17 protein-coding genes are annotated in these 13899 nt (G+C 62.2%); 13 read left to right on the forward strand and 4 right to left on the reverse strand.

Translation table 11 applies throughout. The features are described from left to right. The first annotated feature begins 67 nt into the window (after positions 1-67). From AB0O87_RS08175 to AB0O87_RS08185, 3 genes are read left to right on the forward strand one after another with little or no spacing between them, the layout of a single operon-like run. Entirely contained in the window at positions 68-1327 is a 1260-nt protein-coding gene (locus tag AB0O87_RS08175; RefSeq protein ID WP_363513924.1) for an ammonium transporter, read from the forward strand. Continuing rightward, positions 1324-2442 (forward strand): FAD-dependent oxidoreductase, encoded by a 1119-nt coding sequence (locus AB0O87_RS08180; protein WP_363513927.1) that lies wholly within the window; start codon positions 1324-1326, stop codon positions 2440-2442. The genes AB0O87_RS08175 and AB0O87_RS08180 overlap by 4 nt, the downstream gene beginning before the upstream one ends. Positions 2443-2457: 15 nt before the next feature. Beyond that, positions 2458-3705 carry an allantoate amidohydrolase gene (locus AB0O87_RS08185; RefSeq protein WP_363513930.1) on the forward strand — a complete coding sequence of 416 codons (1248 nt, stop codon included), beginning with the start codon at positions 2458-2460 and terminating at the stop codon, positions 3703-3705. A 16-nt stretch (positions 3706-3721) separates the two neighbouring features. On the opposite strand, the gene AB0O87_RS08190 is transcribed toward AB0O87_RS08185, so the two are convergent. Further along, positions 3722-4150, reverse strand: coding sequence for a cytotoxic translational repressor of toxin-antitoxin stability system (locus tag AB0O87_RS08190; protein ID WP_363513933.1), 429 nt, complete (start codon positions 4148-4150; stop codon positions 3722-3724). Continuing rightward, positions 4143-4568, reverse strand: a complete 426-nt coding sequence (locus tag AB0O87_RS08195; RefSeq protein ID WP_363513936.1) for a hypothetical protein — start codon at positions 4566-4568, stop codon at positions 4143-4145. The genes AB0O87_RS08190 and AB0O87_RS08195 overlap by 8 nt, the downstream gene beginning before the upstream one ends. Before the next feature lie 186 nt (positions 4569-4754). Between AB0O87_RS08195 and AB0O87_RS08200 the strand changes: the two genes are divergently transcribed. From AB0O87_RS08200 to AB0O87_RS08210, 3 genes are read left to right on the forward strand one after another with little or no spacing between them, the layout of a single operon-like run. Beyond that, positions 4755-5537, forward strand: coding sequence for an SDR family oxidoreductase (locus AB0O87_RS08200; RefSeq protein ID WP_363513939.1), 783 nt, complete (start codon positions 4755-4757; stop codon positions 5535-5537). A 19-nt stretch (positions 5538-5556) separates the two neighbouring features. Continuing rightward, a complete protein-coding gene (locus tag AB0O87_RS08205) occupies positions 5557-6270 on the forward strand; it encodes a uracil-DNA glycosylase (RefSeq protein ID WP_363513942.1) in 714 nt (237 codons plus the stop codon). 4 nt (positions 6271-6274) lie between these two features. Next, the gene (locus AB0O87_RS08210; RefSeq protein ID WP_363513945.1) at positions 6275-6892 is read left to right on the forward strand and encodes an N-acetyltransferase family protein; all 618 of its coding nucleotides are present in this window, start codon (positions 6275-6277) and stop codon (positions 6890-6892) included. 57 nt (positions 6893-6949) lie between these two features. Here AB0O87_RS08210 and AB0O87_RS08215 read toward each other — a convergent pair whose 3' ends face one another. After that, positions 6950-7486: an AAA family ATPase gene (locus AB0O87_RS08215; protein WP_363513948.1), complete on the reverse strand. Its 537-nt coding sequence runs from the start codon at positions 7484-7486 to the stop codon at positions 6950-6952. Between the two features lie 195 nt (positions 7487-7681). Between AB0O87_RS08215 and AB0O87_RS08220 the strand changes: the two genes are divergently transcribed. The 6 genes from AB0O87_RS08220 to AB0O87_RS08245 all read left to right on the forward strand — a co-directional run bounded on the left by AB0O87_RS08220 (position 7682) and on the right by AB0O87_RS08245 (position 12199). Next, on the forward strand, positions 7682-7939 hold the full coding sequence (locus AB0O87_RS08220) for a hypothetical protein (RefSeq protein ID WP_363513951.1): 258 nt from the start codon (positions 7682-7684) through the stop codon (positions 7937-7939). Between the two features lies 1 nt (position 7940). Next, positions 7941-8615, forward strand: coding sequence for a hypothetical protein (locus tag AB0O87_RS08225; protein WP_363513954.1), 675 nt, complete (start codon positions 7941-7943; stop codon positions 8613-8615). A 56-nt stretch (positions 8616-8671) separates the two neighbouring features. Continuing rightward, complete coding sequence (locus AB0O87_RS08230) at positions 8672-8998, forward strand: heavy metal-associated domain-containing protein (RefSeq protein WP_363513956.1); 327 nt, start codon at positions 8672-8674, stop codon at positions 8996-8998. Positions 8999-9029: 31 nt separating this feature from the next. Then, a complete protein-coding gene (locus tag AB0O87_RS08235) occupies positions 9030-11075 on the forward strand; it encodes a heavy metal translocating P-type ATPase (protein ID WP_363513959.1) in 2046 nt (681 codons plus the stop codon). Between the two features lie 2 nt (positions 11076-11077). Beyond that, positions 11078-11518: a DUF6153 family protein gene (locus AB0O87_RS08240; protein WP_363516165.1), complete on the forward strand. Its 441-nt coding sequence runs from the start codon at positions 11078-11080 to the stop codon at positions 11516-11518. A 93-nt stretch (positions 11519-11611) separates the two neighbouring features. Beyond that, positions 11612-12199 carry a DUF305 domain-containing protein gene (locus AB0O87_RS08245; protein WP_363513962.1) on the forward strand — a complete coding sequence of 196 codons (588 nt, stop codon included), beginning with the start codon at positions 11612-11614 and terminating at the stop codon, positions 12197-12199. A gap of 40 nt (positions 12200-12239) precedes the next feature. Here AB0O87_RS08245 and AB0O87_RS08250 read toward each other — a convergent pair whose 3' ends face one another. After that, entirely contained in the window at positions 12240-13136 is an 897-nt protein-coding gene (locus tag AB0O87_RS08250) for a dihydrodipicolinate synthase family protein (protein WP_363513964.1), read from the reverse strand. 103 nt (positions 13137-13239) lie between these two features. On the opposite strand from AB0O87_RS08250, the gene AB0O87_RS08255 reads away from it, so the two are divergent. After that, a complete protein-coding gene (locus tag AB0O87_RS08255) occupies positions 13240-13893 on the forward strand; it encodes a uridine kinase (RefSeq protein WP_363513967.1) in 654 nt (217 codons plus the stop codon). Positions 13894-13899 lie beyond the last annotated feature (6 nt).

Raw genomic sequence — 13899 nt, forward strand, 5'->3', positions numbered from 1 at the left:
CGCGTCACTCGAAGGTCTCTACAGCTGTGCCACATTTCGTGGCGCGCCCCAACGCATTGGAATGAAAATGGACACTGGAAACGTTGCCTGGGTTTTAACGAGTTCGGCGCTTGTCGCCCTAATGATCCCGGCTCTTGCTCTCTTCTACGGCGGGATGGTCTCCTCGCGGCGCATCCTCAACATGATGATGATGTGTTTCGGCGGTGCGGCACTGGTCGCTCTCCTCTGGGTCGCCTTCGGCTACTCCGCCGTATTCGGGGATTCGATTGGCGGCCTGAGACTACTGGGAGACCCCTTCGCCTTTGCTGGCCTCGATGCCACCCTCGCCGACGATCCTGACGCAGGAATCCCGCTTGCGTTGTTCGCGACGTTCCAGTTGCTCTTTGCCTGCGTCACCACCGCACTCGTCGCCGGCGCGGCGGCTGGTCGGATGAAGTACGGAGCGTGGTTGCTCTTTGCTGGGCTGTGGGCCACGTTCGTCTATTTCCCGATTGCACACTGGGTCTTCGCTTTCGACAGTGACACCGCGGTAGGCGGATGGATTGCGAGCAGTCTTGGTGCCATTGACTTTGCAGGTGGCACAGCCGTGCATATGAACGCAGGCATCGCTGCACTTGCCCTCGCGATCGTGCTCGGTAAGAGCAAGGACTGGGGTGGGCCCTTGCGACCACACAACCGCCCGCTCGTGCTTGTTGGTGCTGGATTGCTCTGGGTCGGTTGGTACGGATTCAACGCTGGTTCTGCGCTTGCGGCAGGCAACGCCGCGAGCGTTGTCTTCCTCAACACCACCGTCGCCGCGTGCGCGGGGCTGCTGGGCTGGGCGCTCGTGGACCGGCTACGCAACGGAGCTGTTACCAGCCTGGGTAGTGCCTCTGGCCTCATCGCCGCACTCGTGGCTATCACCCCCGCGTGTGGCGCAGTGTCACCGCTGGGCGCTATCGCGATCGGTGCGATCGCCGGAGTGGTCTGTTGCCTCGCTATCGAATGGAAGTTCCGTCTCGGATTCGACGACTCCCTTGATGTAGTCGGCGTGCACCTTGTCGGTGGGGTCATCGGTACGTTGCTCATCGGGTTCTTTGCGACCGAAGCCGCCCCCAATGGGCGCTCGGGGCTCTTCTATGGAGGCGGATTCGAGTTGCTCGGAGTGCAGAGCATCGCGACAGTCGCCGTGCTTGCATACTCCTTCGTGGTCACGTGGCTGATCGCCAAGTTGCTTCAGAAAACTATCGGGCTGCGGATTTCTGAGGAGCATGAGATCACCGGTATCGATGAGCACCACCATTCGGAGCGCGCTTACGAAGATGACGTCATCAAGGATTCGCTGTGACGCGCATCGTTGTGGTGGGTGCAGGACTCGCCGGAGCAGCGGCCGCCTGGCGGCTTGCGCAACGCGGACACGATGTCACGGTGCTCGAACGTACCGTTCCCGCGAACGAGCACGGCAGCTCGCACGGATCCGCTCGTATCTTCCGTTACGCGTACCAAGACCGTTTCTACGTTGACCTCGTCGTCGATGCGGCTCGCGGGTGGACGGAGCTGATGCAGGCACATGGATCAGAACTCATCACTCCGACCGGCGCTGTCGATTATGGCGACATCCGTAACCCGGAAGGTCTTGCCACAGTGCTTGCGGAAGCGGGCGTGGAGCATGAACTACTCACTGCGGGTGAGGCGAGGCGCCGCTGGGACTTCGCGTTCGATACTGATGTGCTCTGGCAACCCGGCGCCGGCGTCATCGACGCGGAGCAAAGTGTGCGTGCCATGCTCGCGCAAGCACGGCACCACGGGGCCACAGTGTGGGAGAACCGTCTCGTGACTCAGGTGGCTAAAGCAGCGAGTGGCTACCGGGTCTTGACCGCATCTGGAGAGGTTTTCGACGCTGAGCAGGTTGTGGTCGCTGCTGGTGGCTGGCTGCCGGACTTGCTCAGCGATCTCGCACTTCCGAGCGCATTCACCAACGCATTTCCTGCGCTCGAGGTAAGCCAGGAATACGCGTATCACTTCCCTTACCGCGAGCCGATGCTCGCATGGCCGACATTCATTCATAAGACGAAGGAGATCCAGGTTTATGGATTGCCGGGGGGACGCGACGCGGAGAATCGTGGACAGAAGGTCGCCGAGTACAACGGAGGCAAGCGCATCTCCTCGGCTGCGCAGCACGAGCAGATCGTCGATCCCGCAAACCGGAAGCGTGTAATCGAATACGTAAAGCGCTACCACCCCGCCCTCGTGCCTGAGCCGTACGCGGAGACAACGTGCTTATTCACCAATACCCCGAATGAAGACTTCATCGTGGACCGCATTGAAGGAATCGTCTTGCTGTCGCCATGCTCGGGTCACGGGGCGAAGTTCGCGCCGTTGATCGGCGAATTCGCGGCCGAGCTCGTCGGCGGGGGAAACGTGCCGAGCCGGTTTCGTGCCAGCGCCCGCGCCAACCGTTGAGAGGTCGAGAAGGTTATGCACAGTCCGACGAACCCCACGCACTCCGTCGCAGGGCTCCTTGCCGAGATCGCCGAGATTGGCACAGAATCTTTGCGCGGTGGCTATTACCGGCCCGTCTTTTCGACAGCTGAGCTCGACTTGCGCGAGTGGTTCATCGCGCACGCGAACGCCCGCGGACTCGACGTTGAGATAGACGCCATCGGCACCATCCGTGCGTGGTGGCATCTGCCGTCGCGCGTGACCACAGGTGCTGTTCTTACCGGGAGCCATCTCGATTCCGTTCCCGGCGGTGGCGCGTTTGACGGACCTTTGGGCATCGCTTCCGCGCTGGTCGCCGTCGACATACTCCGCGCCCGCGGGTTCGTACCCGAGAAGCCTCTCGCAATCGCTGCATTCCCAGAGGAGGAAGGGTCGCGTTTCGGTGTTGCGTGTCTGGGATCGCGCATTCTGACGGGTGCGATCACACCAGCGCGGGCTCTCGCACTGCGCGATCCGGACGGAAATACATTCGCTGAGGTGCTCGCTCGCAACGGCTTCGACCCGGGGGCCGTCGACGCAGATCTCAACGGAATCCGCAGATTCGATTCCTTCGTAGAGTTACATGTCGAACAAGGTCGTGCGCTGATTGACCTCGACGCCCCACTCGCGATCGGATCCAGCATTCTTGGTCACGGACGTTGGCGGGCGAGCGTCCGCGGTGAGGGTAATCATGCGGGGACAACGCTGATGACCGACCGACGCGACCCGATGGTTGCTGCGGCCCGTGCGATTCATGTCATCCGTGATCTCGCGCGCGCGATCGACGGCGCGCGCGCGACTGTGGGTCGGCTGCAGCCTGTGCCAGGTGGAACTAATGTGATCGCCTCCCGCGTTGATTTCTGGATTGATGTGCGCCACCCCGACGATGCCGTCACCAAAGCCCTCGTCGAGGAGATCCGAAGCACGTTGGGTGTGGTCGCAGCAGAGGAAGGGTGTCACTCGCAGCTCATCGAGGAGTCTTTCAGTTCGACTGCTCACTTCGACCCCGTGTTGCGCACGCGCCTGGAAAGCATGCTCGAAGGCGCACCTGTTTTGCCCACTGGCGCGGGCCACGATGCGGGCATTCTCGCCTCCGTAATTCCTTCCGCGATGCTCTTCGTACGCAACCCAAGTGGGATCTCACACTCGCCAGAGGAGTACGCGACGGATCTAGACGCTCAGATCGGGGCGGAACGCCTCGCCGATGTCCTGCAGGGGCTACTTGCCGGTGATCATCCCGGCTAGGTTGCGGCGTCCGCGCTCAACGAGAGAGGAGGTCAGCGTAGAGTTGCGCGGCGCTGGCGGCATCGAGAGCGAGGATCTCATCTTCGGGAACCCCTAATCGGCTGAGCAAACGCACCAGGTGCAATGGCACGGTCTTTCGAGGTGCAACAACTTTCGGGGCTCCACGATCGGGGAGCACGCCGTCGCCGGCGCAGCTCCAGAACTCGCTGGACGAGACCTCGAGCTGTTCGCGCAGGATATGCGACCACATGCGCGCTGAGTAATCTGTACCGTTTACCGGCCGCGAGATCCTGGTCCTGAGGATTCGCGAGTCCCACAGCGTCAACTCGTAGGTCTTGTGGGGTGTAACCGGCTTGCCTGTGGAGCCGCGAACGAGTTCCCACTTCTCGTTCGCGCAGAATTCGTCGTGGTTTTGCCGCGTCGGTGTCGGATGCTTCTCACTCACCGCCGCGTTCGAACCACTCCAGAAGCTCCTCGTCGGAGGAGAGCTTGACGAGCTGAATGAGCGCCCAGTTGTCCTGATGGTTCGGGGCATGCTGCAGGCGCGCTTCCCAGTCCTCTGCATACTCGCGCAGTGACTCGAGGAGGTCGGCGAGAGCGTCGTCGACGGTCGCGCCTTCCGAGACGAAGGGTCTACCAGACATCAGGGCGATGACGCGGCCATCTTCGGATGCGAGTTCAACGCGCGGGGAGACCGTGCGGAAAAAGAACTTCCGAAGATGCTCGGCCTGCATAACGACGGATACCTGGCCGTCACGGGAGACGGTGACTGATCGACCGCTCTCGGAGGCGTCGAGGACGGCCTTAAAGTGAGCCCTGGCGCTCGAGTACGAGGGGTAGTCGACGGTTGCTGACTGGCTCATGGCTACTTTTCTGGTGGCTTCACCGGCTTCTGGATGGCTGTGTTGCGGCCACTGGGAACGCGGCAGTACGGCGCGTACGTGACGTACTTGCCACTCTACCGCGACCAGCCGTTTCCCGTGCTCGTGCGTCGCTGACACTGCCGTGCGGGAATCGGGAAACGACGCAGAAAGCCCTACGGTGGAGGCATGGCGAACAGACGTGCAGTGGTAACAGGTGCGAGCTCGGGAATTGGGGCGGCAACGGTGCGTGCGCTTCGTGCGCGCGGTTGGGATGTTGTGGGTGTCGCCAGGCGCGAAGACCGACTCTCTGCGTTGGTCGCAGAGACCGGTGCATCGGCGATCGCCTGCGACCTGACAGACGCGAATGCTGTCGAAGCTCTCATCGAGGAAATCGACAAGTCGGGGCCGGTGCATGCGCTCGTGCAGGTCGCCGGCGGTGCCCGCGGCACCGATCGCGTCGAGGATGCCTCGATCGACGACTGGCAGTGGATGTTTGATGCGAACGTTTTGGCGAGTCAGCGCCTCGTCGCCGGCTTGCTACCCCTGCTACGCCGCGCGGCCGCGGCTGATGGGCACGCGGATGCGCTCTTCGTGACATCGACGGCTGCGACGACGCCGTACCCCGGCGGTGCCGGTTACAACGCGGCGAAGGCTGCGGAGGGAATGCTGGTGAAGGTGCTTCGCCAAGAACTCAACGGTGAGCCGATCCGGGTGGTCGAAGTCGCGCCTGGCATGGTGCACACCGAAGAGTTCACGCTCAACCGCCTCGGCGGAGATTCCGTGGCGGCAGAGGCTGTGTATTCCGGTGTTGATGCGCCGCTGGTCGCCGATGATGTTGCCGATGTCATCGCGTACGCACTGGACTCGCCCGGTCACGTCAACCTCGACCTGATCACGATGCGCCCGGTGGCTCAATCCGCACAGCATCTCCTCGCGCGCGGACCGCTGCGTGTGCGTTCCATCGACTAACGCGTTCCATCGACTAACAATGGGGCAGACGCTCGCTGAACTGGCTGAGGCAGGTCAGATCGACGCAGGGTGGGCGGAAGCGCTCGCGCCAGCGCAAGCCACCATCACAGCGCTGGGGGAGCGGCTCCGCGCTGAGCACGCCGCAGGGCAGGAGTATTTACCCGCCGGTGAGCATGTGTTGCGTGCGTTCCAGCGGCCGCTTTCTGAGGTGCGCGTGCTCATTACCGGCCAGGATCCGTACCCGACTCCTGGGCATCCGATAGGTCTTTCCTTTGCTGTCGATCGGGATGTGCGGCCCCTGCCGCGGAGCCTCTCGAACATTTACAAAGAGCGCGAGAGTGATCTCGGCATCCCTCCAGCTCCGCACGGTGACCTCACCGCCTGGAGCGATCAGGGTGTTCTTCTCCTCAATCGTGTGCTTACCGTGCGGCCAGGAGCGGCAGCATCGCACCGAGGGTGGGGCTGGGAGCAGGTCACCGAGCTGGCGATCAAGGCACTGGTCGCCAGAGACCAGCCACTCGTCGCCGTGCTGTGGGGCAAGGATGCCGAGAAGTTGCAGCCGATGCTGGCGGAGACGCCCGTTGTCGTCTCTGCGCACCCTTCACCGTTGTCGGCGCGGCGTGGATTCTTCGGCTCGCGCCCTTTCTCGAGGGTGAACGCGTTGCTAGAGGAGCAGGGTGCGCAGCCGGTGGACTGGCGAGTGGAGGGCGAAGCCGCTCAGTCTCTAAGCTGAACGCATGCAGTTTGAGCCAGGGGACCGTCGCCGCGTCCTTCCGCGCCACCTGCGCCCAGTGATCGCCGCCGATGCGTTCTCGTTCAGCATCCGCCAGGCGTGCTCGGCCGATCTGCCGCACATCCGCGAGATCTATAACCACTTCGTGAGCAACTCCGCCGTCACGCTCGATGAGCGGCTCAGCAGCATTCCTTATTGGAGCGACAAGTTCGCTTTGCTCGAGCGATTGAAGCTTCCTTTCCTGGTGGCCGTATCGCCGGCAGGCGACGTGCTGGGGTACGCGCTCGCGCAACCCTGGGCAGGGAAGAACGCGTACAAATACACAGTCGAAGATTCGATCTACCTCGGGCCAGGAGCAGGGGGCAAGGGCCTCGGCGCCGCACTTTTGCAAGCTCTCATCGATGCGAGCGAGCAGATCGGACTACGCGAAATGGTTGCTGTCATCAGCGACAGCGGAGCCGAAGCCTCGATCCGATTGCATGCCAAGCTCGGCTTCGAAGAGGCAGGCCGCATGGGGCGAGTCGGGCACAAATTCGGACGCGACCTCGGAACGGTCTACATGCGACGCGCGCTGAAACCGACAGGTCGGCGGCGGGGGAGCCTCTTCGGCTCGAAGCGCTGAAGCGCCAGGGGTGGAGGCGTTACTTACGAACCGTCATCCGGCTGGTATGTGCGGGCACTAGGGGGCTATCTGTTTCAAGTCAGCGACAATACGCGCGACGAGGTGATCAAGCGATTCCTCGGGACCGACCCGTCCCTCTTCCACAAACTCAAGCGGTTGCCATCCGTCGTACCACTCGCGCATTTGATCCGCCGAGAAAGCGTGGCGAAGCGAGCGCATTCGATGGCGTCGAACCGTCTCGTCGAACCCGACATCGAATTGGTAGATACGTGTAGCGCCCACGTGGTCGTGCCATAGCTGTTCCAGAAGCTCTCTGTAGTCACGAAGATTGAATACGCCGTCGAGAATCACGTCGTAGCCGAGATCCAAAGACCGACGTGCCGTGGCTTCGATAAGTACAGCAGCGTCGGCGGAGCGAGAAGCCTTCTCTGCGCCAGCCAAAAGCTCGCGTCGGAAGTAATCCTGATGGATCACTGCAGTTTTGGTGCCTAGCAGTGGACGCAGAGCCTTCGCGGTCGTCGTCTTTCCTGATCCGGAGTCACCGCGCAAAACCACGAGACGAGTGTCCGCTGATCCGACCGCTGCTTTGAGCATGAGGCCAGCCTGACACATGGTGTCGGCCTGGTTGCCTGGTGGCATTACGCAGGGGGTATAGAGCCTGGCACGCACAGCGGTCGGTCTAGATCCGGAGCGTGATCTCGACATGGCGCGTGTGCCTTCTTAGGTCACGGGAATGAAGCTCTCGGCGAGCGACGATTTCTGGTGGGCCGCTGTGGTTAGGCTGACTCGATGGCTAACGAGATGAAAGCCCGCATGTTGTGGAAGGACCTCCCGCAAGAGCTGGTGTCTCAGGTGGAAGGCGTCCTTGGTGGCGCCGTCGTGAAAGCCCAGAGCCAGAGCGAGGGGTTCTCACCCGGGAGTGCAGATCGGATCGAGGCCGCGAACGGGCGTCGCGTCTTCGTGAAAGCGGTGCCCCGGAGCCGAAACGAGGGCGCCTATGACCTGCATCGGCGAGAAATTGAAGTGATGCAGCTTTCTTCCTTCTGAGGTGCGTGCTCCTGCGCTTTTGGGATCTTTCGTCACCAACGAGTGGGCGGCGCTGATTCTTGAAGATGTGGAGGCCCGCCACCCGGGGGACGCGTTGGATGGGGCAGACATTTCTGCTGTCTTGGGCGCTTTCGCCACATTTCCACGGCTCGTTGGCACGGCATCGGACTTGTTGCCGACCGCGACGACGGAGTTCGTCGCCGAGCGGGATAGTTGGGGAGTCCTGGAACGAGACGGTGTGCCGTTGCCTCCTTGGGTGCAGGCGCATGCCTCGCGACTCCGTGTCGCCGCAGAACGGGTGTGTGATGTGGTCCACGGCAATCACCTGTTGCACTTAGATGGGCGTGCCGACAACCTGCTGATTGATAAAGCGGGCACAGTATGGATCATTGATTGGCCATGGGCGGGAGTCGGCGTCCGCTGGCTTGATGGGTTGCTCTATCTTCTGGACGCCCGTTTTCGAGGAGAAGAAGTCGATACCGCGCGGCTGCTCGATGCCCACCCGCTGTTTGAGGGCGTCAGCGCGGAAGACATAGACAGCGTTCTTGCGGCGGTCACAGGCCGCTACTTCGACAAAGCTCGCCTCCCTTCGCCACCGAACATGCCGACGCTGCGAGAGTTCCAGTACCGGGAAGCGCTCGCCGGGATGGAGTGGCTGCGAGAGCGCTGGTCTTAAAGGTTGCGTGCAAAACGCCGACCCAGAGGGATACCCCCAGGGGGTACTATGTGTACATGACGAATAATCGCACTGATCTCGGACTGAAAGACGCTGACGCAGGGTGCGCATGCTGCGCGACTTCGTCGGCTAACGAATCACCCGCCGCCGAGTCTTCGTCGCGCGTGGAAGACGTGCTGGTGGTGGGAATGACCTGCGCGCACTGCGTTTCGAGCGTCACAGAAGAACTGACCGCTATCGACAGTGTGGACAGCGTTACTGTCGATCTCAAGGCGGACGGGGTCTCTCGCGTCACGATTCGCAGCACGACGCAGGTCGACCCTGTCGCGGTGCAGGCCGCAATCGAAGAGGCAGGCTACGCACTCGCCGGCGGTTCTGCGTAAACGAACGCCCGCATTCGCGAGGGAGATCCGAATGGCTCAGCACGACCACAACAACATGGCGCCCACGACCGACAGCACACAAGAGCACGCTGGTCACTCTGGCCATGGCGATCATGTCGCCCAGTTCCGCCGCCTGTTCTGGACAATGCTGATTCTTGCGGTGCCCGTTGTCGCTTTCTCGACGATGTTCTCGACGCTGCTCGGCTACTCGCTGCCGGATGCGCCATGGGTGGGATGGATCTCGCCTGCGCTGGGAACCGTGATGTATGCATGGGGCGGTGCTCCGTTCCTCACAGGTGCCGTCAGCGAGCTGCGTGCGCGTAAGCCCGGCATGATGCTGCTCATCGCTCTGGCAATCACCGTTGCGTTCCTCGCCTCGTGGGGCGCAAGCCTCGGGCTGTTGAGCCATGAACTCGACTTCTGGTGGGAGCTGGCGCTGCTGATTGTCATCATGCTGCTGGGGCACTGGATCGAGATGCGCTCTCTGGCCCAAACGACGTCTGCGCTGGACTCCCTCGCCGCACTGCTCCCAGACGAGGCGGAGCGAGTCGAAGGTGACACCACTACCATCGTGGCTCCCGCTGATTTGCTCGTCGGAGACATCGTGGTCGTGCGCCCCGGTGGGCGCGTGCCCGCCGACGGTCGTATCGTGCAGGGGTCAGCCAGCATGGATGAGTCGATGATCACGGGGGAGTCCCGCCCGGTGCGTCGCGGCGACGGCGATCAGGTGGTCGCTGGCACAGTGGCGACCGACTCAGGGGTGCGCATAGAGATCACCGCGGTAGGGCAGGACACCGCGCTGGCTGGTATTCAAAAACTCGTGACCGAGGCGCAATCTTCCTCGTCACGCGCGCAACGGCTGGCAGATCGCGCTGCAGGGTGGCTGTTCTGGTTCGCCCTCGGCTCCGCGACGATTACCGCCATCATCTGGACTCTTTTCGGTCTCCCCGATCTTGCGGTGATTCGCACGATCACCGTGCTGGTCATTGCGTGCCCGCATGCCCTCGGGCTCGCTATTCCGCTCGTCGTGTCGATCGCCACCGAACGCGCTGCGCGCAGCGGCGTTCTGGTGAAAGACCGACTTGCGCTGGAGAGCATGCGCACCGTAGATGCGGTTTTGTTTGACAAGACAGGCACTCTCACAAAGGGCACTCCCGCTGTGACAGGCGTAAGCCCCGCGACTGGATTCGAGTCCGATGAGTTGCTTGCGTGGGCCGCGGCCGCCGAGACAGACTCCGAGCACCCTCTCGCGCGCGCGATCGTGAAAGCCGCGAAAGAGAAGTCCCTCACGGTCCCCGCAGCAACTGACTTCGAGTCCGCACCAGCGGTCGGCGTTCGTGCACGCGTTGAGGGGCGCACCGTGCAGGTCGGCGGGCCGTACCTCATCGAGCAAGAGGGCGGTACCGAGCTCTCTGTGGCGGAGGAGTGGCGCACCCAGGGCGCGATCATCCTTCACGTGCTCGTGGATGGTCGTGTGGCCGGTGCGTTACGGCTCGCGGACGAAGTGCGTTCCGAATCTCGCGACGCAGTGAATGCCTTGCAAGAGCGTGGCGTGCAGGTGGTCATGATCACTGGCGACGCCGAGGCTGTCGCTGCCTCTGTCGCATCAGAACTCGGCATCGACCGCTACTTCGCTGGCGTTCGTCCGGAAGACAAAGCATCCAAAGTGAAAGAGCTCCAGGGCGAAGGCCGCAAGGTCGCGATGGTCGGCGATGGTGTGAACGACGCGCCCGCCCTGGCTCAAGCCGACGTCGGGATTGCGATCGGCGCGGGTACTGACGTGGCGATTGCGTCTGCGGGAGTAATTCTCGCGAGCGATGACCCCCGATCGGTGATCTCAGTAATCGAACTCTCGCGGGCCAGCTACCGCAAAATGAAGCAGAATCTCTGGTGGGCTGCCGGGTACAACCTCATCTCCGTGCCTCTCGCCGCTGGAGTGCTTGCCCCCATCGGTTTCGTGTTGCCCATGTCGGTGGGGGCGATTCTGATGTCGTTGTCGACCATCGTCGTCGCCCTGAACGCACAGCTCTTGCGCCGGCTGGACCTTCGCCCGGAGGCCGTGAGAACGGAGACGTGAGCATGTACTTCGCGCACTCGGCGACACGTCAGCGTCTATCGTTGCGCTCGCTTCTTTTGCTCGCCGGCGCGGTGTTCGTGATCATCGTGGGGCTGCTGGGGATGCATGTCTTGAGCGCTGGCAGCATGGGGCACCACACCGTGAGTGCGGAGCACTCGGCCACTACCGTTTCTTCCCTTAAACCGGTGACGACGCCGATCTCGGACGCTCACACTTCACCCTGTGACGAAACTTGCGTCATAGGTTCAGAGGGTGCGCACCTGGGGATGGTCACGGGATGCGTGCTCGCCCTCTTGGTTGGTCTGCTTTTGCTCTTGCGACCACTTTTGCTGCTTCGATTCCGAGCAGCGCCGCGAGGCTTTGTCTTCTCGTTACGGGCGACGGTAGACCGCGCCTTCACCCAAGCACCATCTCTCATCTTTCTTTCGATTAGTCGCACCTGAGCTGCCGATCCCGGCATCGCGCCGGCACCAAGCGTCGACCACTATGGCGCTGTTTGCATCGACCCCTCAAATGACAGAAACGAAGGAAAACTAATGAAGAAGTTCCCGCTTGCTTTCGGAACCGGTGTGCTTGGTCTCACTCTCGTGCTTACCGGTTGTGCTGACGCTTCGCCGCCAGCGACAGAAGCAACCTCATCCGAGGCAGTCGCCTCGACGGCGAACGAAGCAGACGAGATGTTCGTGATGATGATGATCCCGCATCACGAGCAAGCTATCGAGATGTCAGAGATCGTTCTGGCTAAAGACGGCCTGGACCCACAGATCTCCGAGCTCGCGCAGCGGATCAAAGACGCTCAAGGCCCAGAGATCGAACAGATGATGGAGTGGCTCGAAGCCTGGGGCGTCGAATATGACCCCGATGGCATGAGCGGGATGGATCACGGCTCGATGGACGGCATGATGTCTGACGACGACATGGCAGCGCTGGAAGATGCCGACGCATCTTCCGCCAGTCGTCTGTTCCTGGAGCAGATGGTGATGCATCACGAAGGTGCCGTAGATATGGCCAAGGTTGAACTAGACCAGGGTCAGAACCAAGAGGTACTCGACCTCGCCCAGCAGGTGATCGACGATCAGACCGCTGAGATCTCCGAGATGAAGGATCTTCTCAACGAGCTTTGACGTCACGGGCGGGTCGGTTTCACGCCGGCCCGCCTGGATGTCACTCGAGCAAGTCGATGGCCCTCAGCGCCGTCGCCACCTCTTCGCGCTCGCTTCCGGACAGCGGTCGCACGGGGGCATAGACAGCATCGGTAGGGAGTGAGCCGCTCAACGTTGCCAACGCCGCGGTGACGCGGAAGCTGCCGTACTTTGCGAACAACGCCCAGATCGGATCGAGTCGCGCCGACATCTCCCGAGCGCCCACGTCGTCGCCGCTGAGCGCCGCGGCCGTCAGCTGTTGGCAGATGCCGGGGAACGTGCCGCCCAACACGCTGTACCAAACGTCGCATCCTGCCAGTAGACCGCGGGCAGAGGCTCCGTCTCCGCTGATTCCGATAGATACCCCTTCGGGGACGAGCCCGCGCAGCATCTCCACGTACTCAGAGGCAGCATCGTGTCCATCGGGGATCGTGTTCAGTTTGATCGAGACCACGCTAGGCAAGTGAGCGACGCTAACCCGTAGGTCATCGGAGAAAGTGAAGCCGGTGGTCGCCGGGTTGTCGTAGAGCACGACAGGCATCTCGGGGAAGCGAGAAGTTACGTCTTCGAACAACCCGTACACCTCTGCATCTCTGAGGGGCTGATACGAGATTGCGGGGAGCAGTACCCCGGCGGCTCCTGCCATCGCCGCATCCTCGACATGCTCGAGAACGGAGCTCGTGCTGAACGCTCCTACACCCACGATGACCGGTACAGGCCCTGCGGCCGTGACTGCCGCGCGCGCAACTGCGGCGCGTTCGTCGCGGTTGAGATAGGCGTAGCTGCCCGTCGATCCGAGAGCTCCGATGGAGTCTGCACCCGCCAACGCGGCCACCGAGACGGTGCGCCGGTATGCCGCGAAATCGACAGCCCCATCGTGCGTCGGGGTGAGGGGAAAGGCACTCAAGCCACTAAACATCGACCAAGCCTCCTGACATCGACGACCGATTCGACCGCCAACGGTAATCATGTCATTGAGGATAGAAGCGTGGACGACCCTGATCCAGCGTTAGGGTGGGGCGGTGCAACCAGACTCGCGTTCGGCTGTATTGAGCCGACTCTTGAACGAGATCGAGAGCCTTCGGCCTGAGGGGCGAATCTTGGTCGCAATCGATGGTGTCGATGGTGCGGGGAAAACACATCTCGCACGCGAACTTGCAGACTTAGCCCAGTCGCGAGCGAGCAGACCGATCGTCTGCGTGAGTATCGACGGCTTCCATCGCCCGAAAGTCGAGCGGGTTGAAGCAGGGACGGGGCCGGAGGGGTTTTACTTCGGTTCGTACAGATACGACGTTTTTCGTGCCTGTGTCGTCGATGCGCTTCGCGCCGGTCGCTCGATCACGCCGGCTGTCTGGGATGTCGTTCGTGACGAACCGGTAAATGCACCGAAGATCACTGTTCCTCCGACGGGAATCGTGCTCGTTGACGGGATCTTTCTGCAACGCCCAGAGCTCAGAGCGGTGTGGGACGCGACGGTCTGGGTGCACACGCCGTTCGAGGTCAGTGTTCCGCGCGGCAATGCCCGGCTTCCAGGGGTGCACGACCCAGACCCCGAGGGTCTGTCGAACCGGCGATACGTTGGGGGACAGCGCCTTTACCTCGCTGAAACACAGCCTCAGGAACGAGCAACGTGGGTCTGGGATAACACCGTGCTCGAACGGCCAACTCTGCGGTGAAATCAG

It is taken from the genome of Microbacterium sp. NPDC076768 (genome assembly GCF_040687205.1).
Lineage (GTDB): Bacteria > Actinomycetota > Actinomycetes > Actinomycetales > Microbacteriaceae > Microbacterium.